This window comes from Enterobacter sp. WI-ESBL-E8 (assembly GCF_053364895.1).
Genome location: NZ_JBRWXJ010000001.1, coordinates 1546281 through 1569856, shown reverse-complemented (window position 1 = coordinate 1569856; position 23576 = coordinate 1546281). Strand labels below are relative to the sequence as shown.

The 23576-nt window shown below is 56.3% G+C and carries 24 protein-coding genes; 8 read left to right on the top strand and 16 right to left on the bottom strand.

The genetic code is table 11. The features are described 5' to 3' along the window. Genes gspF through gspC form a run of 4 tightly spaced genes read right to left on the bottom strand, consistent with a single transcriptional unit; the run spans position 1 to position 5373 of the window. Entirely contained in the window at positions 1–1209 is a 1209-nt protein-coding gene (gspF, locus tag ACWHWP_RS07470; RefSeq protein WP_447855330.1) for a type II secretion system inner membrane protein GspF, read from the bottom strand. Beyond that, positions 1209–2687, bottom strand: coding sequence for a type II secretion system ATPase GspE (gene gspE / locus ACWHWP_RS07465; RefSeq protein ID WP_063431099.1), 1479 nt, complete (start codon positions 2685–2687; stop codon positions 1209–1211). The genes gspF and gspE overlap by 1 nt, the downstream gene beginning before the upstream one ends. A gap of 13 nt (positions 2688–2700) precedes the next feature. After that, positions 2701–4629 (bottom strand): type II secretion system secretin GspD, encoded by a 1929-nt coding sequence (gene gspD / locus ACWHWP_RS07460; RefSeq protein ID WP_447855329.1) that lies wholly within the window; start codon positions 4627–4629, stop codon positions 2701–2703. Between the two features lie 12 nt (positions 4630–4641). Further along, entirely contained in the window at positions 4642–5373 is a 732-nt protein-coding gene (gene gspC / locus ACWHWP_RS07455) for a type II secretion system protein GspC (RefSeq protein ID WP_447856638.1), read from the bottom strand. Between the two features lie 299 nt (positions 5374–5672). Between gspC and ACWHWP_RS07450 the strand changes: the two genes are divergently transcribed. After that, the gene (locus tag ACWHWP_RS07450) at positions 5673–7226 is read left to right on the top strand and encodes a peptidoglycan-binding protein (RefSeq protein ID WP_447855328.1); all 1554 of its coding nucleotides are present in this window, start codon (positions 5673–5675) and stop codon (positions 7224–7226) included. Continuing rightward, entirely contained in the window at positions 7226–7834 is a 609-nt protein-coding gene (locus ACWHWP_RS07445) for a hypothetical protein (protein ID WP_063431107.1), read from the top strand. Before ACWHWP_RS07450 ends, ACWHWP_RS07445 begins: the two co-directional genes overlap by 1 nt. Here the strand turns inward: ACWHWP_RS07445 and ACWHWP_RS07440 are convergent. The 3 genes from ACWHWP_RS07440 to ACWHWP_RS07430 all read right to left on the bottom strand — a co-directional run bounded on the left by ACWHWP_RS07440 (position 7831) and on the right by ACWHWP_RS07430 (position 9866). After that, positions 7831–8454 (bottom strand): helix-turn-helix domain-containing protein, encoded by a 624-nt coding sequence (locus ACWHWP_RS07440; protein WP_059310669.1) that lies wholly within the window; start codon positions 8452–8454, stop codon positions 7831–7833. The two genes, ACWHWP_RS07445 and ACWHWP_RS07440, sit on opposite strands and share 4 nt — an antisense overlap. Positions 8455–8715: 261 nt before the next feature. Continuing rightward, on the bottom strand, positions 8716–9546 hold the full coding sequence (locus tag ACWHWP_RS07435; RefSeq protein ID WP_447855326.1) for an N-acetylmuramoyl-L-alanine amidase: 831 nt from the start codon (positions 9544–9546) through the stop codon (positions 8716–8718). Beyond that, positions 9543–9866 (bottom strand): heavy metal-binding domain-containing protein, encoded by a 324-nt coding sequence (locus ACWHWP_RS07430; protein ID WP_023310944.1) that lies wholly within the window; start codon positions 9864–9866, stop codon positions 9543–9545. The genes ACWHWP_RS07435 and ACWHWP_RS07430 overlap by 4 nt, the downstream gene beginning before the upstream one ends. A 97-nt stretch (positions 9867–9963) precedes the next feature. Between ACWHWP_RS07430 and ACWHWP_RS07425 the strand changes: the two genes are divergently transcribed. The 6 genes from ACWHWP_RS07425 to artJ all read left to right on the top strand — a co-directional run bounded on the left by ACWHWP_RS07425 (position 9964) and on the right by artJ (position 14490). Beyond that, positions 9964–10482, top strand: a complete 519-nt coding sequence (locus tag ACWHWP_RS07425) for a lipoprotein (protein WP_023310943.1) — start codon at positions 9964–9966, stop codon at positions 10480–10482. Positions 10483–10708: 226 nt separating this feature from the next. Continuing rightward, positions 10709–11437 (top strand): arginine ABC transporter ATP-binding protein ArtP, encoded by a 729-nt coding sequence (gene artP, locus ACWHWP_RS07420; RefSeq protein ID WP_134349283.1) that lies wholly within the window; start codon positions 10709–10711, stop codon positions 11435–11437. A gap of 19 nt (positions 11438–11456) precedes the next feature. Then, entirely contained in the window at positions 11457–12188 is a 732-nt protein-coding gene (gene artI / locus ACWHWP_RS07415) for an arginine ABC transporter substrate-binding protein ArtI (RefSeq protein ID WP_008500032.1), read from the top strand. A gap of 6 nt (positions 12189–12194) precedes the next feature. Further along, on the top strand, positions 12195–12911 hold the full coding sequence (artQ, locus tag ACWHWP_RS07410; protein ID WP_047346958.1) for an arginine ABC transporter permease ArtQ: 717 nt from the start codon (positions 12195–12197) through the stop codon (positions 12909–12911). Then, the gene (gene artM / locus ACWHWP_RS07405; protein WP_059310672.1) at positions 12911–13579 is read left to right on the top strand and encodes an arginine ABC transporter permease ArtM; all 669 of its coding nucleotides are present in this window, start codon (positions 12911–12913) and stop codon (positions 13577–13579) included. Before artQ ends, artM begins: the two co-directional genes overlap by 1 nt. A gap of 179 nt (positions 13580–13758) precedes the next feature. Beyond that, positions 13759–14490 carry an arginine ABC transporter substrate-binding protein ArtJ gene (gene artJ, locus ACWHWP_RS07400; RefSeq protein ID WP_021240923.1) on the top strand — a complete coding sequence of 244 codons (732 nt, stop codon included), beginning with the start codon at positions 13759–13761 and terminating at the stop codon, positions 14488–14490. An 86-nt stretch (positions 14491–14576) separates the two neighbouring features. Here artJ and ACWHWP_RS07395 read toward each other — a convergent pair whose 3' ends face one another. The 9 genes from ACWHWP_RS07395 to ACWHWP_RS07355 all read right to left on the bottom strand — a co-directional run bounded on the left by ACWHWP_RS07395 (position 14577) and on the right by ACWHWP_RS07355 (position 23539). Next, a complete protein-coding gene (locus tag ACWHWP_RS07395; RefSeq protein WP_447855324.1) occupies positions 14577–16046 on the bottom strand; it encodes a sensor histidine kinase in 1470 nt (489 codons plus the stop codon). Beyond that, on the bottom strand, positions 16030–16737 hold the full coding sequence (locus tag ACWHWP_RS07390; protein WP_059310675.1) for a response regulator transcription factor: 708 nt from the start codon (positions 16735–16737) through the stop codon (positions 16030–16032). The genes ACWHWP_RS07395 and ACWHWP_RS07390 overlap by 17 nt, the downstream gene beginning before the upstream one ends. 71 nt (positions 16738–16808) lie before the next feature. Next, positions 16809–17936, bottom strand: coding sequence for a 23S rRNA (uracil(747)-C(5))-methyltransferase RlmC (gene rlmC / locus ACWHWP_RS07385; protein WP_447855323.1), 1128 nt, complete (start codon positions 17934–17936; stop codon positions 16809–16811). A 40-nt stretch (positions 17937–17976) separates the two neighbouring features. Continuing rightward, positions 17977–18450, bottom strand: a complete 474-nt coding sequence (locus ACWHWP_RS07380) for a YbjO family protein (protein ID WP_059310677.1) — start codon at positions 18448–18450, stop codon at positions 17977–17979. 65 nt (positions 18451–18515) lie between these two features. Beyond that, on the bottom strand, positions 18516–19361 hold the full coding sequence (gene potI / locus ACWHWP_RS07375) for a putrescine ABC transporter permease PotI (RefSeq protein WP_447855322.1): 846 nt from the start codon (positions 19359–19361) through the stop codon (positions 18516–18518). Continuing rightward, positions 19358–20311 (bottom strand): putrescine ABC transporter permease PotH, encoded by a 954-nt coding sequence (gene potH, locus ACWHWP_RS07370; RefSeq protein ID WP_059310678.1) that lies wholly within the window; start codon positions 20309–20311, stop codon positions 19358–19360. The genes potI and potH overlap by 4 nt, the downstream gene beginning before the upstream one ends. A gap of 10 nt (positions 20312–20321) precedes the next feature. Then, on the bottom strand, positions 20322–21455 hold the full coding sequence (gene potG / locus ACWHWP_RS07365) for a putrescine ABC transporter ATP-binding subunit PotG (protein ID WP_048339039.1): 1134 nt from the start codon (positions 21453–21455) through the stop codon (positions 20322–20324). Between the two features lie 143 nt (positions 21456–21598). Beyond that, on the bottom strand, positions 21599–22711 hold the full coding sequence (gene potF / locus ACWHWP_RS07360; protein ID WP_047346966.1) for a spermidine/putrescine ABC transporter substrate-binding protein PotF: 1113 nt from the start codon (positions 22709–22711) through the stop codon (positions 21599–21601). Positions 22712–23062: 351 nt separating this feature from the next. Then, entirely contained in the window at positions 23063–23539 is a 477-nt protein-coding gene (locus tag ACWHWP_RS07355) for a YbjN domain-containing protein (protein ID WP_003858385.1), read from the bottom strand. Between the last annotated feature and the right edge of the window lie 37 nt (positions 23540–23576).

The window sequence follows — 23576 nt, the reverse complement described above, 5'->3', positions numbered from 1 at the left end:
TTAACCCACCATATTATTGAGCTGAAGAAGTGGTTGTAATATTGACAGCACGATAAATAAAACGACTGTCGCCATTGTCACCACCAATGCCGGTTCAAAGACCGACAGTGTTAACGTAATGCGATGCTGTAATGCCGATTCCTGGTTTTCCGCGGCGCGATCCATTAATGAACCTAATTCCCCGCTCTCTTCGCCGGAGGCAATCATGTAAAGCATGGTTGGCGGAAAGAGCTTCGCCTGGTCCAGCGCGTTATACAGGGACGCCCCCTGACGCACGGTATCTGCCGCCTGCTCAAGCACCTGCCGGGCATAGAGATTTTCGATCCCGTCCATCGCGATATACATCCCCTCCAGCAGCGGAACGCTGCTGGCCTGCAGGATGCTGAGCGTGCGGATATAGCGCGCGCTGTTGATGGCGCAGACCAGCTTTTTGATCGGCGAGCCGTTCACTAGCCAGCTGTTCCAGCGAAAACGGTTCGCCTTTTTCTTCACCCACGCCTTAAAGCCGACAGCCGCGCCGAACAGGCCTCCGGCAATATAGATCCCGTACGCCTGCAGGAAATCGCTCACCGCGATCAGGGTGCGGGTGGTGATCGGCAGCTGCTGCTTCATATGCACGAACTGCTCGATCACCTGCGGCACCACCGCCACCAGCAGGATGCTGATGACCGCCACGGCGACCACCGTCAGGGTAATCGGGTAGACCATCGCCTGGGTGAGCTTGCTTTTCATCTTCTGACGCTGCTCGTTGTACTCCGCCAGCTTCTCCAGCACGTCGCCGAGGTGGCCGGTTTTTTCCCCGGCCATCACCAGCGTGCAGTAGAGCTTGTCGAAGGTGCGCGGGAACTGGCTGAAGGCATCAAAAAGGGTATGGCCCTCCACCACTTTATCGCGGATTTCAACCACCATCGCCGCCAGCTTTTTGTCCTCCGTCTGCTTCGAAATCGCCTTCAGGGCGCTTTCCAGCGGCAGCGACGCGTTAACCAGCGTCGACAGCTGACGGGTAAACATCGACAGCGCCGGCACAGACAGCCTGGCCCCGGTTTTGGCTTTTGCGCTGGCCGCATTTTCATGGGTTTCGGTGATGGTGAGCGGCATCAGCTTCTGCTCGCGCAGCGTCTGGCGCACCTGCTTTGGCCCTTCCGCCTGCAGCGTGCCGCGCTGGGTTTTTCCGGCGGCATCGGTGGCGGTCCACGCGTAGAAAGCCATTATTCATCGCCTCCACGCTCGGCGGTCACGCGCATCACCTCTTCCAGCGAGGTGACGCCGCTGATGACTTTCATCAGGCCGTTTTCGCGCAGGCTGTAGGCCTGTTTGAAAAGCTCGGTCTCAATGGACATTTCATCTTTGTCTTCATGAATGGCCCGGCGCATGGTGCTGTCGACCACCAGAAACTCGTGAATGCCCGCGCGTCCCTGATACCCGCTCTGGCGACAATGCTCACAGCCCACGGCGCGATAAATCGCTTTCGGCGGGGTATCCATAAAGCTGAATAACGCCTTTTCATTGTCATCCAGCGAACTGGTGGTACGGCAGTGCGAACACAGCCGACGCACCAGACGCTGGGCAATGACGCCAAGTAACGACGATCCAATCAAAAATGACTCCAGGCCCATATCCCGCAGACGGGTAATGGCCCCCGCCGCACTGTTGGTGTGCAGCGTAGACATGACCAGGTGACCGGTGAGCGACGCCTGCACCGCAATTTGCGCGGTTTCGCCGTCACGAATTTCCCCGATCATCACCACGTCCGGATCCTGACGCAAAATCGCGCGCAGGCCGCGGGCAAAGGTCATGTCCACGCGCGGGTTGACCTGCGTCTGCCCCACCCCTTCCAGCTCGTATTCAATCGGATCTTCGACGGTCAGAATGTTGCGTTCATGCCCGTTGAGCGCCGACAGAATGGCGTACAGGGTGGTACTTTTACCGGAGCCTGTCGGCCCGGTGACCAGGATAATGCCGTGGGGGCGACCAATCAGCCCTTTCAGTTTTTCCAGCTCTTCATCGATGAGTCCGAGCTTGTTGATGTCCGGCTTCAGGTTGCTCTTATCGAGCAGACGCATGACCACGCGCTCGCCGTACTGTGACGGAATGGTCGACACACGCACGTCGATCGCCTTGCGGCCGATGCGCAGGGAGATACGGCCATCCTGCGGCAGGCGCTTTTCGGCGATGTCGAGCTTCGACATGACTTTAATACGCGATACCAGCAGCGGCGCGAGCTTGCGCGCAGGCTGCAGCACCGGGCGCAGCACGCCGTCAACGCGAAAACGGATGCTCAGCGTGCGCTCAAAGGTTTCGATATGGATATCCGATGCGCCGTCCTTCACCGCCTCGCCGAGAATGGCGTTGATCAGGCGGATCACCGGCGAGTTTTCGTCGTTATCGAGCAGATCTTCGTTGTCCGGGATCTCCTCGGTTAACGCCATCAGATCGATATCCGCATCCATGTCGTCCACCAGCTGCTGCGAGACGCCGCTGTTTTGCTGCCAGATTTTGGCCAGCATTTCATCGAACGCTTCGGCGCTCAGCGTCTCGGGCACAAAGGCGCGCCCCAGCACCCGGCGCATCTCCAGCAGGGCGAACGCGGGCACGTCTTCACGGATGTAGACCGCGTCGTTCCAGTACAGAATGCCGTTGTCTTTCGCGAAGCTGCTGGTGCAAAGCTGTTTCGTCAGTTCATCCACGCGTCACCTCCGCTTATTCTTTGAACGGGTTGCGGGACGCTGACGTCGCGGTTACGCCTGCAGGCGTCGCGTGACTCTGCTTCGGATACGCCGGCAGAACCGGGTTATCGCTGTTTTCGAGAATGCCGAGTTTTTGCTCTTCCATACGCTGCTGCTGACGCGCGCGGATCTGATCGTATTTCTCCTTCGTCGCCGCGCTGTAGTTGTCGTCATCACGCAGCACGGTGGTGTGGATAAACACCATCAGGTTACGTTTCGACGTGTCCTGCGAGGTGTAGCGGAACAGCTGACCCACCAGCGGCAGATCGCCCAGCAGCGGCACTTTCGAGACGTTCTGCTTATTGACGTTCTCCATCAGCCCGCCCAGCACGACCGTCTGGCCACTGTGGACCATCACTTCGTTATTGATGGTACGGGTGTTGAAGGTTGGGCCAAGGCTGGCGTCTTCGGTAGCGCTGGCGTCAACGCTGGACACTTCCTGCTCAATCTTCAGGTGGATCATGTCCCCGTCGTTGATCTGCGGAACAATCTTCAGCTTGGTACCGACGGTTTTACGCTCAACCGAGTTAAACACGTTGTCGCCGCTGGTGGTCTGGGAGCCGGACAGCACCGGCACATCCTGACCGACGTTGAACGACGCTTCTTTGTTATCCAGCGTGACTACGCTTGGCGTGGAAAGAATGTCGTTTTTGCCGGTTGTCGACAGCGCGGTCATCAGCGCACCAAAGTCGCCGTTAAAGAAGCCGGTCGCCAGGCCCGTAAAGGAAGCGCCTTTGATCGTGCCGTTTTTGATCTGGCTGATCGGCAGACCGGTCGAGCCAAACTGCACGCCGCCGTGCTTGCCGGTCCACTGCACGCCTAAATCCATGCCGTTACCGTCCTGCACTTCAGCAATGATGGCTTCCACCAGCACCTGCGGACGGCGAATATCCAGCTTGTCGATCACCTTCTCCAGCGAGTTCATGACGTTTGGCTGAGCGGTGATCACCAGCGAGTTGGTGGACTCGTCGGCGGTAATATTCAGGTCGGTTGCCGTTGGGGCTGTTTTGCTCTTCGGCGTCCCGGCTTTGTCTTTCAGCTGCTCGCCAATACCGGTCAGCACCGGCACCACTTTCGAGGCGTTGGCGTATTTCAGGTAGAAGACGCGGGTGTTGCCCTCGTTATTCTGCTCGCGATCGAGCTGGCCAATCAGCGAACGGGTACGCGCGCGCGCATCTTCGGTGCCGCTGATCACCAGGCTGTTGGTTTCGTCATCGGCCACCACTTTGGTCGCCAGCTGCGGCGCGTTCTGCCCTTTCTGCTCTTCGTTGTTGAGGTTGTTCAACATATCGGAAAGCTCTTTGGCGGACGCATAGCGCAGCGGCACAATTTCACGACGCTGCATGCCGGAACGATCCACGCGCTCAACCAGGTCCACCAGGCGGTTCACCACCGAGGCTTTACCGGTTAACAGCAGCACGTTGGAGGGTTCAAAGTGCACCACGTTGCCGATCCCCGAGGCATCGTTCAGCTGGCGCAGCAGCGGGGCCAGCTCGCGCACCGGCACGTTTTCCATGCGCACCACGCGGGTGATGATCTCATCCCCTTTGCCCGGGTTTTTGCTGTCGGCTACCGGAACACCGGCGGTACGCGCCACGCTTGAACGCACCACTTTGACCATGCCGTTATCCATCGGGATAACCGACAGACCATAGAGATCCAGCACGCTCAGGAAGAATTGATAATATTCATCTTCCGACAGCACGTTATAGGTTCTCACCGACACGGAGCCCTGAACGGACGGGTCGACGAGAATGGTTTTATTCAGATTGCGACTTACCGTATCAATAAATTCGCGGATATCGGTATTTTTAAAGCTGGCGCTAAAGTTGGCTGCAAGCAGCGAACTGGAATATAACGACAATGCGGTCAGCGCCACGCACGCCCACGGAAATTTCTTCATGATGTACACTTGTTAATTGTTTAAAACATTAACCCGAATATTTTCAAGGTGAGCGTTCCGCCTTACAACGACCTCCGCCTCTTTCATTTTCGACCAGTTGGCGATGATATTTTTCGCCTGCGCTTCTTTCGTCATATCGACGTCGTTGACTTTCACTACCACATCCCCTTTTTCCAGCCCTGTATCGCTGTAAAAAGGAGACGCATTCCGTGGATTAATATTAAAGCCTTCCAGCTGGCCCTTATCGATTAACGGTTTTAACACCAGATAATCATCGAGATGCAGACTGTCGGCGCCGGCATCTTTTTTCGATTTGGTGACCGGGCCGCTGTCTACGCCGCCCTTAAAATAAGCCGGTTTCTTGAGGACCAGCATCTGTTTTGCCCCCTCGTACTGCACAACCACATTATCTTTATTAATTTCATCTATATAAGCGCCATCGAAACCCACCAGCGACTCCCCTTCCCGGTAGCTCTGCTGCCCGGCTGGGGTCTTGATCACGGCAAACGATAGCCAGGATTCATCGCTACGAATAATGCCTTCGATTTCTACAGATAACGGCGCTTTTGCTGCAACAGGCGCGTCGCTTTGACGCACTGCCGCGTTGAAAAGGGTAAAGTTTTTTTCAGCGTCACGTTTTTTTAGCGCCGGCTTATCCGCATTCGCTAACTTATTCGTAACTTTCTTATAATCTTTATAAACGACATAACCCTGCTGGCTGCAAAATATCAGCATGACAAGCATAATGCAGAGTGTCATTACACGGGAAAGGAGTGCGTTCCTCATTATTTATCCGGCCTTTTAGCAAAGCAGTCATTCGCAGCGACGTGCTGCATCACTTAGTGAGCTAATAATAATCAGCCCTTTTAATATCGACTAACTGCTTCGCTATTAACTTTAATAAAGAAAATGATTGACCGGAAAAAAGAGGAATGTTAGAGCCCGACGGCAGGTTATTTTTACTCTGGTGTTAAATTGACCAGGACTGGTGCATCCCGTACTTTTCGCCCATTGCTATTAAAGAGAAGAGACGGTCAGTCGCTATGTATCAGAGTCATTTTAAATTCACTACCCCTCCGTTCAGAACAATCACCCGTAAATCGGGCGATTTTCTGGTGCCTTATCATCAGGATGTGTTCAATCTTCTGAAAGAAAAAAGCCAGCAGGCAGGGATCACCGGGCTCTTTTACCACGACAGTGAACTGCTGGGGCAGTTCAGCGATGCGCTGAAGAGCAGCAGCGCCGTCGTCTCAATTAACGCGTTTCCAAAGCTGAGCGCCAACAGCCTGCTGTATAAGCTCAACCCGTCGGCGAAAGAGAGCAAAAATAAGCTGCAGGCCGTGGATGCCGTGCTGCGCCAGTGGCGAGATACCCGTGCAACGCAAAAGGTGCTGGTCATCACGCACGCTGAGGCGATGAAGAACAACAGCTACGACGTGCTGGCCATGCTGCTGACGCGTGCCCAGGAGCTGGACGTGCGTTTGTCGGTCATCCTGATGGGCAGTGAAGATCGGGAGACGATGCTGACGGACTCCGCGCTGCAGGAATTTGTTCTGACCAGCCACACCCTGCGCAACCTGACCTGCCGCGAATTCCTGAGCTATGTTGACGCCCAGTGCCAGGAGCACGGCGCTGACGTCTCCCCGCTGACGCCCGCTCGCGTGAAAAAGATCCACGCCCTGACCAAAGGCAACATCAGCAAGCTGAACGAGCTGGCGCACCTTTCCATGCTGGCCGCGTGGACCGAACGCGCGCCAAACGTCGGACCGCGTCATTTGCGTCTGGCCACCGGTGAAGCGCTTCCGGCACCGAAACGCGGTAAAGCGCTGGCGTCCATCGGGCTGTTCGCCTCCGTGCTGTTCGCCGCCTGCGGCTGGATGATGACCTCTTCTATCACGGCAAAACTGCCGGTCGCGCTGCCGGTACCGGCCAGCTGGAAACAGCAGGCTAAAACGCCAGACGCGCCGGTATTGCCTGTCATCGAGCACGAAGTGGTAAACCAGCCTGATGCCATGCACCAGCTTTACGCCATGTGGGGGTATGACGCGTCAGCAGACGACGCGCTGTGCCAGAATGCGGCAAAAGTGAACCTGATGTGTAAGCAGGGAAATGCCACCCTGGATTCCCTGGCGAATGACGGCTATCCGTGGGTCAGCGAAATAAAAACGGGCGATCATGTTAACTACGCCGTGGTGGCGCGCGCGGGGAAAGATTCCCTCGACCTGCTGATGAACAACCGAACCTGGCAGGTGAGCCGCACCTGGTATAACCAGCACGCGACGGGCAATTACACAGTCCTGCATCGCCTGACGCCGGAAGGCAAAGACGAAATTACCGCCGCCAGCGGCAGCAAAGATCTCGAATGGCTGGATCGGCAGCTGAGCGTGGCGCTGGGCGAAAGCGAAACGCACGATAAAAACTGGACGGCGGAGCTGATGAAACGCACCCGCGAATTCCAGCAGAAAATGCACCTTCACGTCGACGGTATTCCGGGTGAAGACACCCTGATGCAGCTGATGCGCGAAACCCATACCACACCGAGCGTGTTGATCCAGACAACCCAGGCCAACCCGACTACGCAAGAGAAACACGCATAATGTCTACCATCTGCCTTGCTGCCCAGCGCAGCTATACCACCGGGGAGCCGGTCTGGTTCTCATGGCGTTTACCGTCATTCAGTAAAATCCTCAGCGTGACTGCGCTATGGTGTCTTGGGCTGTGTGCGCTGATCGCGGCCGGCCTTTATGCGCACGTTTACTGGAATTTGCGCCACCCGACGCCCGTGATAAAAAAGGTGAGCGCGGCGAAACCGGAAACCACGCTGTCTGATATGCATTACGTGTACGTGACGAAGCCGTTCCCGCATCCGCATCCAAAACCCCAGCCGCTAAAAATGCAGGAAAATTTGCCGCCGATGGACAGTATGCCCATTAATAGCGATGAAAATGACTGGCAGCAGGCCCCCGATGGTGCGTTACCGGATAGCCCGGCCACGCAAGACACCTCGCGCGATACCTTGCCGGGCACCGAGGCACACGAACAGGCGATGAAATCGGATGATGACGGTTCGTTAAAAGAGTTGTTTATGCAGGCGTTAAAACAGCAGCAGGATGATATGTCGAAGGGAAAAATGCCCGCGCCACCGGTTGATGAAACGCAGAAAGCGTCTCCTTCTGTCATAAAAGGAGACGCCGGAGGGGATTAATATTTTTCGGGTAAGGTCGTCAGGCTGAGAAGTCGCCCTTTTTCCACCACAATATATTGACCTTTTTTCAGGTCTGAGAGGATTTTAATAATGGTACTGCGCGCCAGGTTAGTGTATTCCTGAATGTAATCGTAGATATTAATATCACGCTGCTGCTGAACAATTAGCTCGTTAATTTCAATCAGAAATTCACGCACCACGGAATAAGCGCTGCGGGCAACTAAAACGTCATCACGTTTGCTGAGTAAACAGATATACCATGCCAGCACTTTGGTTAACTCAGGCCACAGCCCATGCCGGGTCATTAACCGCTGAAATTCATCTTTATGAATGGTACGCACCACGGTATTGCTGCGCACTACGCCATGCATGTGCGCCGAGTTGTAAAAAATAGCGGAGAGACCAAAGATACACTGTCCCTGCAGCGTAAATACGCACAGGTCATCAGAGGTACGGCGGAATTCAACTTCGCCGCTGACAATAATGTGAATATTATCAGAGTCAGTTGTGGATATTCTTTGCCATTTCTTTAACGTTTTTTCTTCGTATCCAGACGTTGCAGAAATAATGGCATCCATTTCATCCTGGGGACGTGTTTTTTTACCAAAAATGCTTAACATTGTTATACCTAATTAAGATGTTTAAATGAGAAAGTGACCGACAAACATTGATGTTGCCGTAAAGTTAATTTTGTATTCTTTTAAAATTAAAAAAACCAAACCAGCGCTGGTTTTTTTAATTGATTCATATCGTGAATCGATGAGTCCATCTTAATTGAGGGCGATTTTAAATCAATTAACTTAAAATGAATTGAGAATGTACTTAAGATTAATCTGAAGCGCATGAATAGCTAATCTTTCGTTTCGGGGCATTCCGAAGAATTACCCCTGCCCGTATTTCTCTAAAAGTGCTTCGGCAATTGCCATCGTTTCTACATCAGCAACGCCGTTCCACAGCTGCGGCCTGAAGTGCATCTGGAATGCCATAATGATGCGCTTCTGCTGGGCGGGCGTGCTGTTGTCGGGCACCTCGTAACCATACCGCGCGAGTAAATCCAGCAGCGCTGCGGTGTCCACCGGCTGCCAGGGCGGTCGCCCGTTAATATAGAACGCGACGCGTCCGGCATCGGGCCAGGCGCCAATCCCCTGCTGCGCCAGCTCGCGCCAGGGAAATAGCGGGCCGGGATCGTCTTTGCGCTGCGGCGCAATGTCCGCGTGGGCCACCACGTTCTCAGGTTTGATGCTGTAGCGGGCGATAATCTCTTTGGCGAGCGGCACCAGCGCCGCGATTTGCGCAGGTGCAAACGGCGTAAAGTGCTTCACCCCGGCCGTTTTCTGCCAGCCCCGGTTCTCCAGCTCAATACCCACCGACGTATCGTTAATCCGGTTGGTGCCGCGCCAGAAGCTGATCCCCGCATGCCAGGCAAGTTCGCTTTCAGGCACCAGCTGCCAGATGCGCGGCTTCCCGTCCGGTGCGGGAGGGTTGGCAGGGATCAAATAGTGAGAGCTGACGTTTTTATCCGTCAGGGTGGCCAGCGAGCTGTCAAAATCATCCGCGGTGTAGTGGATAACCAGCACCTTTATGCGCGGGTAAGCCGCCTGCGCCTGATGACGCGTGTCCAGCTCGTAGGCACCTTTATCGATAATCCCTTTTTCCGTGACGCACCCTGCCAGCAGCAGCGCCAGCAGGAGCGTGGCAAACGCATGCCTCATCGGAGGGTTTTCACCGCCGTACCGCTTACGCTCACCATCAGCATGCTGGCATCTTTCCCGACCGTTTCGTAGTCGATATCGATCCCCACAACCGCATCCGCGCCGAGGGCTTCCGCCTGCTCGCCGAGCTCTTTGAAGGCAATCTCGCGCGCTTTGCGCAGCTCTTTTTCGTACGCGCCAGAGCGGCCGCCAACGATATCGCGGATACCGGCAAAAAAGTCACGGAAGATATTCGCGCCGAGGATCGCTTCACCGGTGACCACGCCGCAATACTCGGTGATGGTCTGCCCTTCCAGGGTTGGCGTTGTTGAAAACTGCATGGTTTCTCTCCTTCTTTAGCGTTCAATGCCTTAGGCACAGCATTATCGGTTCGTTACGCTATGATTGAAAGGATAGTTAATAAATAAGGAAATCAACATGCGCTATTCTGCTTTAACACTTTTGGTGCCCTGCGCGCTGGTGCTCAGCGCCTGTACCACCACGGTCACGCCAGCCTTTAAGGATATCGGTACCCGCAGCGGCCCCTGCATCGAGGGCGGCCCGGACGCCGTGGCGCAGCAGTTCTATGATTATCGCATTCAGCACCGCAGCAACGATCTCACCGGCCTGCGCCCCTATCTGAGCGATGGGCTGGCAAAACTGCTTAACGACGCCACCCGCGATCCGCAGCACAACGCGCTGCTAAAATCCGACCCGTTCTCCAGCCGTACCACGCTACCAGACAGCGCGGAAGTGGCCAGCGCGTCAACCATCCCGAACACGGATGCCCGCAATATTCCGCTGCGCGTGAAGCTGACGCAGGGTACCCAAACCTGGCAGGATGAAGTGCTGATGATCCGCGAAGGTCAATGCTGGGCGGTGGACGACGTGCGCTACGTTGGCGGCAGCGTTCACGCCCCGGCAGGCACGCTTCGCCAGTCGATTGAGAATCGCTAAACCTGCCGATACCACGCGGTTACCCCCGTAAAATGTGCGGCATTTCTTGCGGAATGCCGACATTTATACTCGCCGACCTTTCCGTTCGCTATTTTGTGCTATGTTTAAGTAGAAACACGGGTTATATTTAACTTTTAACGCAGAAATATTGCATAACTATTCTGTCAACGGTACTATCTGCGGCCTCAATTGCTATAGATTGCCTGGATGAGTAAAGACTGCCCCGATGAGTATTAAACTAAACGGCATTAACTGCTTCTACGGCGCACACCAGGCGCTGTTTGACATCACGCTGAACTGCCCGGAAGGCGAAACGCTGGTTTTGCTTGGCCCAAGCGGTGCAGGCAAAAGCTCCCTTCTGCGCGTCCTTAATCTGCTTGAAATGCCCCGTTCAGGTACGCTGGCCATCGCCGGTAACCACTTTGATTTTGCGAAAACGCCGTCTGATAAAGCGATTCGCGAACTGCGTCAAAACGTCGGCATGGTCTTCCAGCAATACAATCTCTGGCCGCATCTGACCGTACTGCAAAACCTGATTGAAGCCCCGTGCCGCGTGCTGGGGTTAAGCAAGGATCAGGCAATTGCTCGTGCTGAAAAGCTGCTGGAGCGTCTGCGCCTGAAGCCCTACAGCGACCGCTATCCGCTGCACCTTTCCGGCGGTCAGCAGCAGCGCGTGGCGATTGCCCGCGCGCTGATGATGGAGCCCGCGGTACTGCTGTTTGATGAGCCGACGGCCGCGCTGGACCCGGAAATCACCGCCCAGATCGTCAGCATCATTCGCGAGCTTGCGGAAACCAATATTACGCAGGTTATCGTCACCCACGAGGTGGAAGTGGCGCGTAAAACCGCCAGCCGCGTGGTGTACATGGAAAACGGCTATATCGTTGAGCAAGGTGATGCGGGCTGCTTCGCGAACCCGCAAACCGATGCCTTCAAAAACTATTTATCTCATTGATTGTGTCAGGGGAAATATAATGAAAAAAGTATTACTTGCCGTGCTGCTTGCTGGCGTTACCCTTTCCGCTACCGCAGCCCAGACCATTCGTTTCGCCACGGAAGCGTCTTACCCTCCGTTTGAGTCTATTGATGCGAACAACAAAATTGTGGGCTTCGACGTGGACCTGGCTAACGCCCTGTGTAAAGAGATCGACGCGACCTGCACCTTCAGCAACCAGGCGTTCGACAGCCTCATCCCAAGCCTGAAGTTCCGCCGCATCGATGCCGTGATGGCCGGTATGGACATCACCCCTGAGCGTGAAAAGCAGGTGCTGTTTACCACCCCTTACTACGACAACTCCGCCCTGTTCATTGGTCAGAAAGGTAAATTCACCTCTGTCGATCAGCTGAAGGGCAAAAAAGTCGGCGTGCAGAACGGCACCACGCACCAGAAATTCATCATGGATAAGCATCCGGAAATCACCACCGTTCCGTATGACAGCTACCAGAACGCGAAGCTGGATCTGCAAAATGGCCGTATCGATGGCGTATTCGGTGATACCGCTGTCGTGACCGAGTGGCTGAAAGCGAACGACAAGCTGGCGCCAGTGGGCGACAAAGTGACCGATAAGGATTACTTCGGTACCGGTCTGGGGATTGCCGTTCGTCAGGGCAACACTGAGCTGCAGCAGAAATTCAACGCTGCGCTGGAAAAAGTGAAGAAAGACGGCACCTACGAAACCATCTACAAAAAATGGTTCCAGAAGTAATTCCTGATGAATGAAATTTTTCCTTTAGCAAGCGCCGCCGGGATGACCGTCGGCCTTGCCGTTTGCGCACTGATTATCGGCCTCGTGCTGGCGATGTTCTTTGCGGTGTGGGAATCAGCAAAATGGTTCCCCGTCGCCTGGGCAGGCTCCGCGCTGGTCACCGTGCTGCGTGGGCTACCGGAAATTCTGGTGGTCCTGTTTATCTATTTCGGCTCCTCGCAGCTACTGCTCACGCTGTCTGACGGCTTTACCCTCAATCTCGGTTTTGCACAGATCCCGGTGCAGATGCAGATTGAAAACTTCGACGTCAGTCCGTTCCTGTGCGGCGTGATTGCCCTCTCCCTGCTCTACTCCGCGTACGCGTCGCAAACCCTGCGCGGCGCGCTGAAGGCCGTGCCGCAGGGACAGTGGGAGTCGGGTCAGGCGTTAGGTTTGTCGAAATCAGCGATTTTCTTCCGTCTGGTGATGCCGCAGATGTGGCGTCATGCCCTGCCGGGGCTCGGTAACCAGTGGCTGGTGCTGCTGAAAGATACCGCGCTGGTGAGCCTGATAAGCGTTAACGATTTGATGCTGCAAACCAAAAGCATCGCCACCCGGACTCAGGAGCCCTTTACCTGGTACATCGTGGCGGCGGCTATCTACCTGGTGATCACGTTGCTCAGTCAGTACATCCTCAAGCGTATTGACCTGCGAGCGACGCGCTTTGAACGGAGACCAGGCTGATGCTTGAATATTTTCCCGAGCTGATGAAAGGGCTGCACACCAGCCTGACGCTGACCGTGGCGTCCATTATCGTGGCCCTGATCCTGGCGCTGATTTTCACCATCATCCTGACGCTGAAAACGCCGGTTCTGGTGTGGATTGTGCGCGCATATATCACCCTGTTTACCGGTACGCCGCTGCTGGTGCAGATCTTCCTGATTTACTACGGCCCGGGACAGTTCCCGTCGCTGCAGGCGTATCCGGTTATCTGGCATCTGCTCTCTGAGCCGTGGCTGTGTGCCCTGATTGCCCTTTCGCTGAACAGTGCGGCCTATACCACCCAACTGTTCTACGGGGCGATCCGCGCCATCCCTGAAGGGCAGTGGCAGTCCTGCGGGGCGCTGGGCATGAGCAAGAAAGACACGCTGGCGATCCTGCTGCCGTACGCCTTTAAGCGCGCCCTCTCCTCCTACTCCAACGAAGTGGTGCTGGTGTTCAAGAGTACGTCTCTGGCCTACACCATTACTCTGATGGAAGTGATGGGGCACGGACAGCTGCTGTATGGACGCACCTATGACGTGATGGTGTTCGGCGCGGCGGGCGTGGTCTACCTTGTGGTTAACGGTTTGTTGACGCTGATGATGCGCCTGATCGAGCGTAAAGCGCTGGCGTTTGAGCGCAGAAATTAACCAGGCAAATGCATAAATCTGTATAGCAAAGGCGGGTAACCTGATGGGTTATCCGCTTTTTTTTGCGGAAAATATAATATTTAATCATATTTATTGCATATAAATTCATTAACTGGCATTGTACATCCATGCCGCAGACACGGCGCATAATGACAAGATAGACAGACGGGAGCATTACAATGAAAAAGTTAGTTCTGGCCGCATTACTGGCAACGTTCGCCGCTGGCGCATCCGCTGCGGATAAAATCAATTTCGGCGTTTCCGCCACCTATCCGCCGTTTGAATCGCTGGATGCCAGCAACCAGATCGTCGGTTTCGATATCGATCTGGCGAAAGCGCTGTGCAAACAGATGCAGGCCGACTGCACCTTTACCAATCATGCCTTCGACAGCCTGATCCCGTCGCTCAAATTCAAAAAATACGATGCGGTGATCTCCGGGATGGACATCACGCCTGAGCGCAGCAAGCAGGTTGCGTTCACTGACCCGTACTACGCCAACTCGGCGGTGGTGATTGCGAAGAAAGGGGCGTACACCTCTTTTGACCAGCTGAAAGGCAAACGCATCGGGATGGAAAACGGCACCACGCACCAGAAATACCTGCAGGATAAGCATCCTGAAGTGAAGACCGTGGCCTATGACAGCTACCAGAACGCGATTATCGACCTCAAAAATGGCCGTATCGATGGCGTGTTCGGCGACACCGCCGTGGTGAACGAGTGGCTGAAGACCAACCCGCAGCTGGGCACCGCCACGGAAAAAGTGACCGATCCGCAGTACTTCGGCACGGGTCTGGGTATCGCGGTACGCCCGGATAACAAAGCTCTGCTGGAAAAGCTGAACGGCGCGCTGAAAGCGATTAAAGCCGACGGTACGTACCAGAAAATCAGCGAGCAGTGGTTCCCGCAGTAATGGTTTTTGCCGGGTGACGGCTGCGCCTTACCCGGCCTACGGGGGGAGTTGTAGGCCGGGTAAGCGCAGCGCCACCCGGCACTCCCTCACAACGGCACAAAGAACCTGAACCGCGCCCCGCTCACCGACTCCATCAGCCTGATCCCGCCCCCGTGCAGCTCCAGCATTCGCTTCACAATCAGCAGCCCTAACCCGCCGCGATTCTCCCGCGATGCCTGAGTCGTCAACGCCGACGGCCGCTGGAACAGATCGTCTCGCAGCGCGGCATCCACGCCCGTTCCGCTGTCCGCCACTTCGACCTGCAGCTGTTGATTCTCCTGCCAGACCGCCAGGCGAATTTCCCCGCCGGTCGGCGTATGGCGCATTGCGTTATCCAGCAGATTAGTCACCACGCGCTCGATCATTGATACATCGGCAAACACCTGCGGCAGCGGTCCCGGCACGTCAATATGCAGATTCACCTCGCGCGTGCGGGCGGTGAGCTCAAACTTCTGCGCCACGTCGGAAATCAGCTCTCCCATCGCGAAACGCTCGCGCTGCGGCTTAATACCGCCGTGCTCCAGGCGCGCCAGCTCAAACAGCTGCTGTGAAAGATGGCGTACCTTTTGCCCCTGCCGGAGCGCGGTAGCGAGATACTGCTGGTGCTCCTGCGGCGTCATGGTCGCGGATTTTAGCGACAGGGTTTCCAGATAGCCGAGCAGCGAGGTGAGCGGCGTGCGAAGATCGTGCGAAATGTTGGCGATAAACTCCCGGCGCTGGCGATCGCTGTCGGCCAGCTGGTCCCACTGTTGGGTGATTTTGCGTGCCAGCTCGATAAAGCTGTTGCGCAGGAGCGCCACTTCATCCTTTGCCGTCGCGTCCGGCGTCTCTACGGCCAGCTGCCTGATTGCGCTCATGCTGTCCCGATCCAGCCCAGCGACCTCAACCGTCAGCTCTTTTACCGGGCGCGTGACCCAGTACCAGACCAGCAGGCCCGCCAGCAGTCCAAACAGCGCGACCCACAGCAGCGACCACAGCACCGTGCTCCACAGCGCCTTATGCCAGGCCATGTCCGCCAGCGCGTTCGACTCCTCGCCCTGCAAAATAATATACAGATAGCCTTTTAGCTCGCCGTCCTGCCGCAGCGGCGTGGCGCTAAAGACTTTTTTATTCTGGCTGCGCGGGTCGTCGCCCAATACCGGAATAGCGGTACCGCTCAGGAAAGTCTGAACCGGCGCCAGGTCGATTTTTTGCCGCTGAATGTGGCCCGGCGGTGCGGCATCGGCCAGGATATCGCCGTCCGGGGAGACGACGTACAGCTCAACGCTCGGATTAAAGGTCATCAGCCGGTCAAACAGCGGCTTGAGTGACGTTCTGTCGACCCTGCCCTGCGCGTCCAGAATCGGTTCGCGCTGGACTATCTGCTGCGCCAGCCCGCCCGACAGCCGCTGCACCATCGCATTACCGTACTGCGTACTGGTGTAGAGCTGTACCGCGCAGGCGACGGTGGCGCAGAGCATCATCAACAGGATAAACAGCAGCGTCAGCCGCTGGCTGAGACTAAAGCGGCGCATCATGGTGCGGCTCCGCAAATTTGTAGCCCTTGCCCCAGACGGTGCGAATAATCTCCGGCTCGGCGGCGTCCTTCTCAATCTTAATGCGCAGGCGGTTGATGTGGGTGTTAACGGTGTGCTCATAGCCCTCGTGCTGATAGCCCCAGACCTGCTCCAGCAGCGCCAGGCGAGAAAATACCTCGCCCGGATGACGGGCAAAGAAGTAGAGCAACTCGAATTCACGCGGCGTGAGATCCACTACCTGGCCGTGAAGCAGCACGCTGCGCGCCAGCGGATCGATAGTCAGCCCGTGGGCCTGAATTTGACCGTCGGTTTGCGCCTGCCCCATCGCCTGCTGGCGGCGGAACAGCGCTTTGATACGCGCAATCAGCTCCTGCACCGAAAACGGTTTTGCCAGATAATCATCGGCGCCGGTTTCCAGCCCCGTAATGCGGTCGGTTTCGCTGCTGCGGGCGCTGATGATAATGACCGGCAGGTAGCGCGTCATCTGACGGATGCGGCGGCAAATCTCCAGACCGTCAACGTTGGGCAGCATCAGGTCGAGGATCACCGCATCCCACGGCTGTTTTTCAAGACGCTGCAGGGCGTTGCCCCCGTCGGGCTCGTGGGTGATGGCGTAGCCTTCATCTTCTAAATTGAGTCGCAGAAGCGCCGCGATATCGTGGTCGTCTTCCACCAGCAGGATCTGCTTCATGGGTAAGCCTTATTCATTTCTTATGACGTAAGCTTACCTGATTTCGCAGGGATGAAGAGTTCACATTTTGTTTAAGATTTTACGAGCAACGTCAACACTTCATAATGCGCGGTATGCGGGAACATATCGAAAAGCTGAACGCGTTCAATGCGGTAGCCCGGCAGGCTGGCGATATCCTTCGCCATGGTCTGCGCGTTACAGCTGGAATAGATGATGTACTCTGGCGCCATCTGACTCAGATAGTCGCACAGCGCCTTTCCGATGCCGCGGCGCGGCGGGTTGACCAGCACCAGCTCCGGCACGTTGCCCTGGCCGGTCGCAAACTGGGTGGAGTCCAGCGCCTGGAAACTCAGGTTCGTCAGACCCAGCTCGGCGGCGGACTGCCTGGCGCAGGCAATCGCTTCGGCGGAGATCTCAATCCCGGTGAGCTGCATTTCGGGCGTAGCGCAGTGCAGGCCAAAGCCGCCCACGCCGCAGAACAGGTCCCACATATGATCGATGCTCAGCCCGCGCACCCAGTCGCGGGCGGTAGCGTACAGGCTGCTTGCCACGGTCGGGTTAGTCTGGAAGAAGCTTTGCGGGCGGATCCACAGCGGCACGCCGTTGAAGTTTTCGGCCAGCGCGTGCTGTTCGGTGAAGAAGATCTCTTTCTCCCCTTCCATGATCGCCATATGCACCGGCTGAATGTTTGCGGTAATCACCTTCAGCTGAGGAAGCTGCTCCTGAAGCCACGGCAGCGCCGCGCGAAGCTGTTCCAGCTTGGTTTCGGAGCGCAGCACGAAGCGCAGCATCATGCCGCCGTCAATCTGGCTTTCGGTCAGGAGGAGATATTTCAGCTCGCCGCGCCTGCGGGCGACGCTGTATGGCGTTAACCCTGCACGCGCAATAAACGGTTTGAGCGCGGCAAAAACGGGCTCAAAGGAGGCGGGATACAGCGGGCAGTCGGTTAAATCTTCCGGCGTGCCGTCGCGGTGCAGCATCCCCAGCAGCGGTTTCTCCACGCTGCCGCTGACCACCATCTTGGCTTTATTACGAAAGCCCTGCTCCGGGCCGCACACGGGCGCACACCACTCGCCCACCGCGTGTTCTGCCAGCAGCTGTTGCAGGTCGGCCATTTTGGCGGTGAGTTGTTGAGAGACCGGCTGTTCTATCCACTGACAGGAGCGGCAGCGTCCGGCGTCATAGAGTGCGCACTGCATATGAAAACCTTAAGAATTACGAGGGCTGCGATTATACACATTATTGCAGGCGGAAGAACCGCCGACTGGAGGCGGGGATAAAAAGCAGGAACAGCACCAGCATATCCGGCAGTTTTTGCATAAACAGCGCGCGCAGGATCTCGCGTTTGGATTCACCGGCAATGCTGAACAGCTCGGGATAGCCATAGCCCAGCGAGGCGGCCCACAGATAGCTGGCGGCGGTCACCTGCGTAAGCAGATACACCCAGCGCGCCCAGTTGCGCCCTTTGACCAGCGAAAAGGCGCAGTAGATCTCGATAAACACCAGCACCAGGCTGCTCAAAAAGACCAGCGTCAGATTCCACGTCTGCACGCTGCGGTGAATGAATTCACCGATGCCGCGTACGCCCAGGGTGTTCAGAATCATCAGCACATCGAGGCAGCGGATCATAATAATGGCGAGCGCCGCCACCTGAACCAGCGCAGGGACGTTAGGACGCGCGTGCGTAATACGTGATTTTTTTAATAATCCCAATGTTTTACTTCCCTGAAAAACAGTGCCGCGTCATGCGCGGCACATCACTGGAAATTTTAAATCCTTCAGCCGCGTCTTGCACGCTGGATATCGCGCACGCGCTGCTTTTCCGCGCGCGCCATCAAATACCAGGCGAAAAATCCGACAATTCCGACCACGCCGAGGATGATAGAGGCCAGGGCGTTAATCTCCGGGTTCACCCCCATGCGCACGCTGGAGAAGACCAGCATCGGCAGCGTCGTCGCCCCCGGACCGGAGACAAAGCTGGCGATAACCAGATCGTCCAGCGACAGGGTAAACGCCAGCAGCCAGCCGGAGACCACCGCCGGCATAATCATCGGCAGGGTAATGATGAAAAAGACCTTCAGCGGCGTCGCGCCGAGATCCATCGCCGCCTCTTCAATGGAGCGATCGAGCTCGCGCAGGCGCGAGGAGATCACCACCGCGACATACGCGGTACAGAAGGTGACGTGCGCCAGCCAGATGGTGAGCATTCCGCGATCCGCCGGCCAGCCGATGGCGTGCGCCAGGGCCACGAACAGCAGCAGCAGCGCGAGACCGGTGATCACGTCCGGCATGACCAGCGGCGCGGTGATCATAAAGGCGAAGCCGTTCGAACCGCGAAAACGCCCGAAGCGCACCATCACCAGCGCGGCGATCGTGCCCAGCACGGACGCCATTGTGGCCGCCAGCGCCGCAATGGTCAGGCTCAGCCCCACCGCGCTCATCATTGCATCATCGTGGAACAGCTCGCTGTACCAGCGCGTCGACCAGCCCGCCCAGACCGTCACCAATTTGGAGCTGTTGAACGAGTAGATCACCAGCATCAGCATCGGCGCATACAGGAAGGTAAAGCCGATCACGAGGATCGCAATTCGCCACGGGGAGCGCACTACCGGTAAGTTGTTCATCCGTGATCTCCCATCTGTTTCTGCTGATGCTTGTGGAACCACATGATCGGCACGATCAGCAGCAGCAGCATGACAATCGCCACCGCCGACGCCACCGGCCAGTCGCGGTTATTGAAGAACTCCTGCCACAGCACGCGGCCAATCATGATGCTGTCCGGCCCGCCGAGCAGTTCCGGGATCACAAACTCCCCCACCGCCGGAATAAAGACCAGCATTGATCCGGCGATAATGCCGCCTTTGGTCAGCGGGACAATGACGCTGAAGAAAGTTTTTAACGGACGGGCCCCGAGATCGAGCGACGCTTCCACCAGCGAGTAATCAATACGCGTTAGCGCCGTGTAGATCGGCAGCACCATAAACGGCAGATAGGCGTACACAATGCCGATATAGACCGCGAGGTTGGTGTGCAGGATCGTCAGCGGCTGATCGATAACCCCAAGCCACATCAGCACGTTATTCAGCACGCCGTTGTTTTTCAGGATCCCCATCCAGGCGTAAACGCGGATCAGGAACGATGTCCACGACGGCAGGATCACCAGCAGCAGCAGGATGTTACGCGTAGACGGCTTGCTGTGCGCCACCGCCCACGCCAGCGGGTAGCCCATAACCAGGCAGCAGAGCGTCGAGATCGCCGCCACCTGCAGCGACTGCAGATACGCTTCGAAATAGAGCGGGTCGTCCGTCAGCTGCAGGAAGTTGCCAAGATTAAGCGTCAGCGTCAGCTGCCCGTCGGCCCAGTCCAGCAGGTTGGTATAAGGCGGGATCGCCCGCGCCATTTCCGCCAGGCTTATCTTGAAAACAATCAGGAACGGCAGCAGGAACAGCAGGATCAGCCACACGTACGGCATGGCGATCACCAGCTTGCGGCCGTGTTTCATCTGCATGCGCGTCAGCCAGCTGGCAACGCCGCCCGGTTTGCCTGCGCGGGCTGGAGGTTCAAATGTACTCATTGGCCGCTCCTTATACCGTCAGCACAACGCAACTGTCAGCATCCCAGCACAGGCGCACTTCGTCGCCCCATGTCGGCTGGCCTTTGCGATAGCGATGTTCGTTCTGCAGCTGCGCGCTGAGCATCTGCCCGCTTTTCAGGCGCACGTGGTAGATGGACAGATCGCCCAGATAGGCAATGTGGACCACTTCGCCCACGGCAAAGTTATAGCCATCGGCAGGCGGATCGTCACAGAGCATGATCTTCTCCGGACGCAGCGCCACGTAGACCGGTACGTTATCCACCACGGAGTTATCCGGATCGACCTTCAGCGGATGCTGCAGCCCAGGCGATTCGATAACCAGACCATCCTCCTGACGATCTTTCAGCAGCCCTTCAAAGACGTTAACCGAGCCGATGAACTCCGCGCTGTAGCGGGTGGTCGGGTGCTCATAAATCTCTTCCGGCTCGCCGATCTGCACGAACTTGCCGCGGTTCATGATCGCGATTCGTCCGGCCATGGTCATCGCTTCTTCCTGATCGTGGGTGACCATCACGCAGGTCACGCCCACTCGCTCGAGGATATCCACCACTTCGAGCTGCATACGGTCGCGCAGCTTTTTATCCAGGGCACCCATCGGTTCATCGAGCAGCAGCAGCTTCGGGCGTTTCGCCAGGCTTCTTGCCAGCGCCACGCGCTGCCGCTGGCCGCCAGAGAGCTGGTGCGGCTTACGCTTGGCGAACTCCTGCATGTGCACCAGGCTCAGCATTTCGGCCACGCGCGCGGTAATTTCGGCCTTCGGCAGCTTGTCCTGCTTCAGGCCAAAGGCGATGTTCTGCTCCACCGTCATGTGCGGAAAAAGCGCGTAGGACTGGAACATCATGTTAATGGGGCGCTGATACGGCGGCACGCTGGAGAGATCCACGCCATCGAGCATGATCTGCCCGGCCGTGGGCTGTTCAAAACCGGCCAGCATGCGCAGCAGGGTCGATTTACCGCAGCCTGATGCCCCAAGAAGGGCAAAAATTTCGCCTTTATAGATAGTCAGGCTGACGTCGTCAACGGCATGCTGGCCATCGAAAGATTTGGTGAGGTTACGAATTTCAAGAAGCGGGGTCAGCGCTTTACGGACTTTCGCCTGCGGGCGGGGGATCGCGTCATTCACGGGGTGTTCTCCGGCATAGATCAATACTGGTGCAAACGCACCGTCAGGGTGCGCATCGCCGGACGGCGCTAACGCCTGCCCGGCCTACGGGTTTTGTAGGCCCGGTAAGCGATAGCGCCACCGGGCAACAACACCAAACGCCGTTATTTACCGCTTTTCACCTTGGTCCACGCGCGGGTACGCACGCGGTCAATTTTTGGATCCTGAACTTTCAGGGTGAAGAGCTTGGCGAACACATCCGCTGGCGGATAGATAGCCGGGTTGTTGCGGATTTCTTCGCTCACCAGCGGCACGGAGGCCTTGTTACCGTTCGCGTAGTAAACGTGGTCGCTGATGTGGGCGATCACGTCAGGACGCATCAGGTAGTTGAGGAACTGGTAAGCTTCGTCTTTGTTTTTTGCGTCAGCCGGCATCGCGAAGACGTCAAAGAAGGCCAGTGCCCCCTCTTTCGGAATGAAGTAAGACACGTTCACGCCGTTTTTTGCCTCTTTCGCGCGGTTCGCCGCCTGCCACACGTCCCCTGCCCAGCCAATCGCGACGCAGATGTCGCCGTTTGCCAGGTCGTTAATGTACTGAGACGAGTGGAAGTAACGAATGTTTGGACGCAGCTTCAGCAGCAGATCGGTCGCCGGGCCGGTGTAGTCATCAGCCTTGCTGCTGTTCGGATCTTTGCCCAGGTAGTTCAGCACGGTGGCGAAAATCTCTTCCGGCGCATCGAGGAAAGAGACGCCGCAGCTTTTCAGCTTCGCAAGGTTTTCCGGCTTAAGCACCACGTCCCAGCTGTCCAGCTTGACGTCCGGACCCAGCGCCGCTTTCACTTTGTCGACGTTAAAGCCGATACCGGTGGTCGCCCACAGATAAGGCATGGCGTATTTGTTGTCCGGGTCGTGCTTGGCCACCAGCTTCAGAACTTCGGGATCGAGGTTTTTCCAGTTCGGTAACTTGCTCTTATCCAGAGGCTGGAAAACGCCTGCCGTCAGTTGACGCTCCAGGAAGCTTGCGGAAGGCACCACGAGGTCAAACCCGGTGCTGCCCGCCATCAGTTTTCCTTCCAGCACTTCGTTGGAGTCGAAAACGTCGTAGACCACTTTAATGCCGGTCTCTTTTTCAAAATTCGCGACCGTGTCCGGCGCAATATAGTCAGACCAGTTGTAAACGTGCAGCGTTTTTTGTTCCGCAGCGAGCGTGCCGGCAGAGACGGCCATCAGAGCACCCGCAACCAGACCCGATAACCATTTTTTATTCAAGGCGATCATATCGTTATTCCTTCTGAAAGCTCGTTAACAAACGAACTAAAACTGTGCAATCTGAAGTTATGCAATAATCATGCATAGTTTGTCGCTCTGCCCGAAATAAAAAGAAACCTCTTTACCCGGCAGCTTCCGCTCGCTTTTTTAAGCATCGCAAGAATAACTGTAGCCCGTGTCTCCGGCTATAGCCCGGACGAAAAAACGCCTTTTATCAATTTTTTATGCAGGTTATGTCTACGTGATAAGCCGAAACGGCCTTCAGGGAGGTGAAAAATTCTTTAAAGAAAGGTTAAAAGCAGCAGAAAAAATGGCCTTCTGCAGCCGCTATGGCAGCGACTGCGCAAAAGTCAGACAGGCTTAGTGAAGAAAATTGGGAGATGCATCATTATTCTCTGCATCATCTTCCGCGCTATACAGCAGATGATGCGCGTTGGCTTCCATCATGACCATCGAAATTTGCTCTTCGCTCAAGCGCATAAACCAGGCGAACTGCTTGAACGACAGCCCTGCCCCGGAGAATAAAGACTGGCAAACGACCAGTTTTGGCAGATTATCATCCTGTATGTCGAGAAATGCTTTCACCGTCAAAGAACTGGCGTTGATCGCTGACAGGTCGGAGGCCAGCGCCAGCAGCGCCGACGGCTTCACTTCGGCCAGCGCGGAGAAAAGGATCACGTCGTTAATGAGATCGATTTTGGCATCAAAAATACCGTCGAAATTTTGCATATGAGGCAAATGCAGCGCCTGGCAGGAATCACATTCAAAGAACGTAATACCGGCATCATCGAGCCATTGACGTAACGTATCCAGTGTTGGTACGACCTGTAAATCCATCGCTGTGCGGCCTCTCTAGTAAAAACTTTGCATAGGG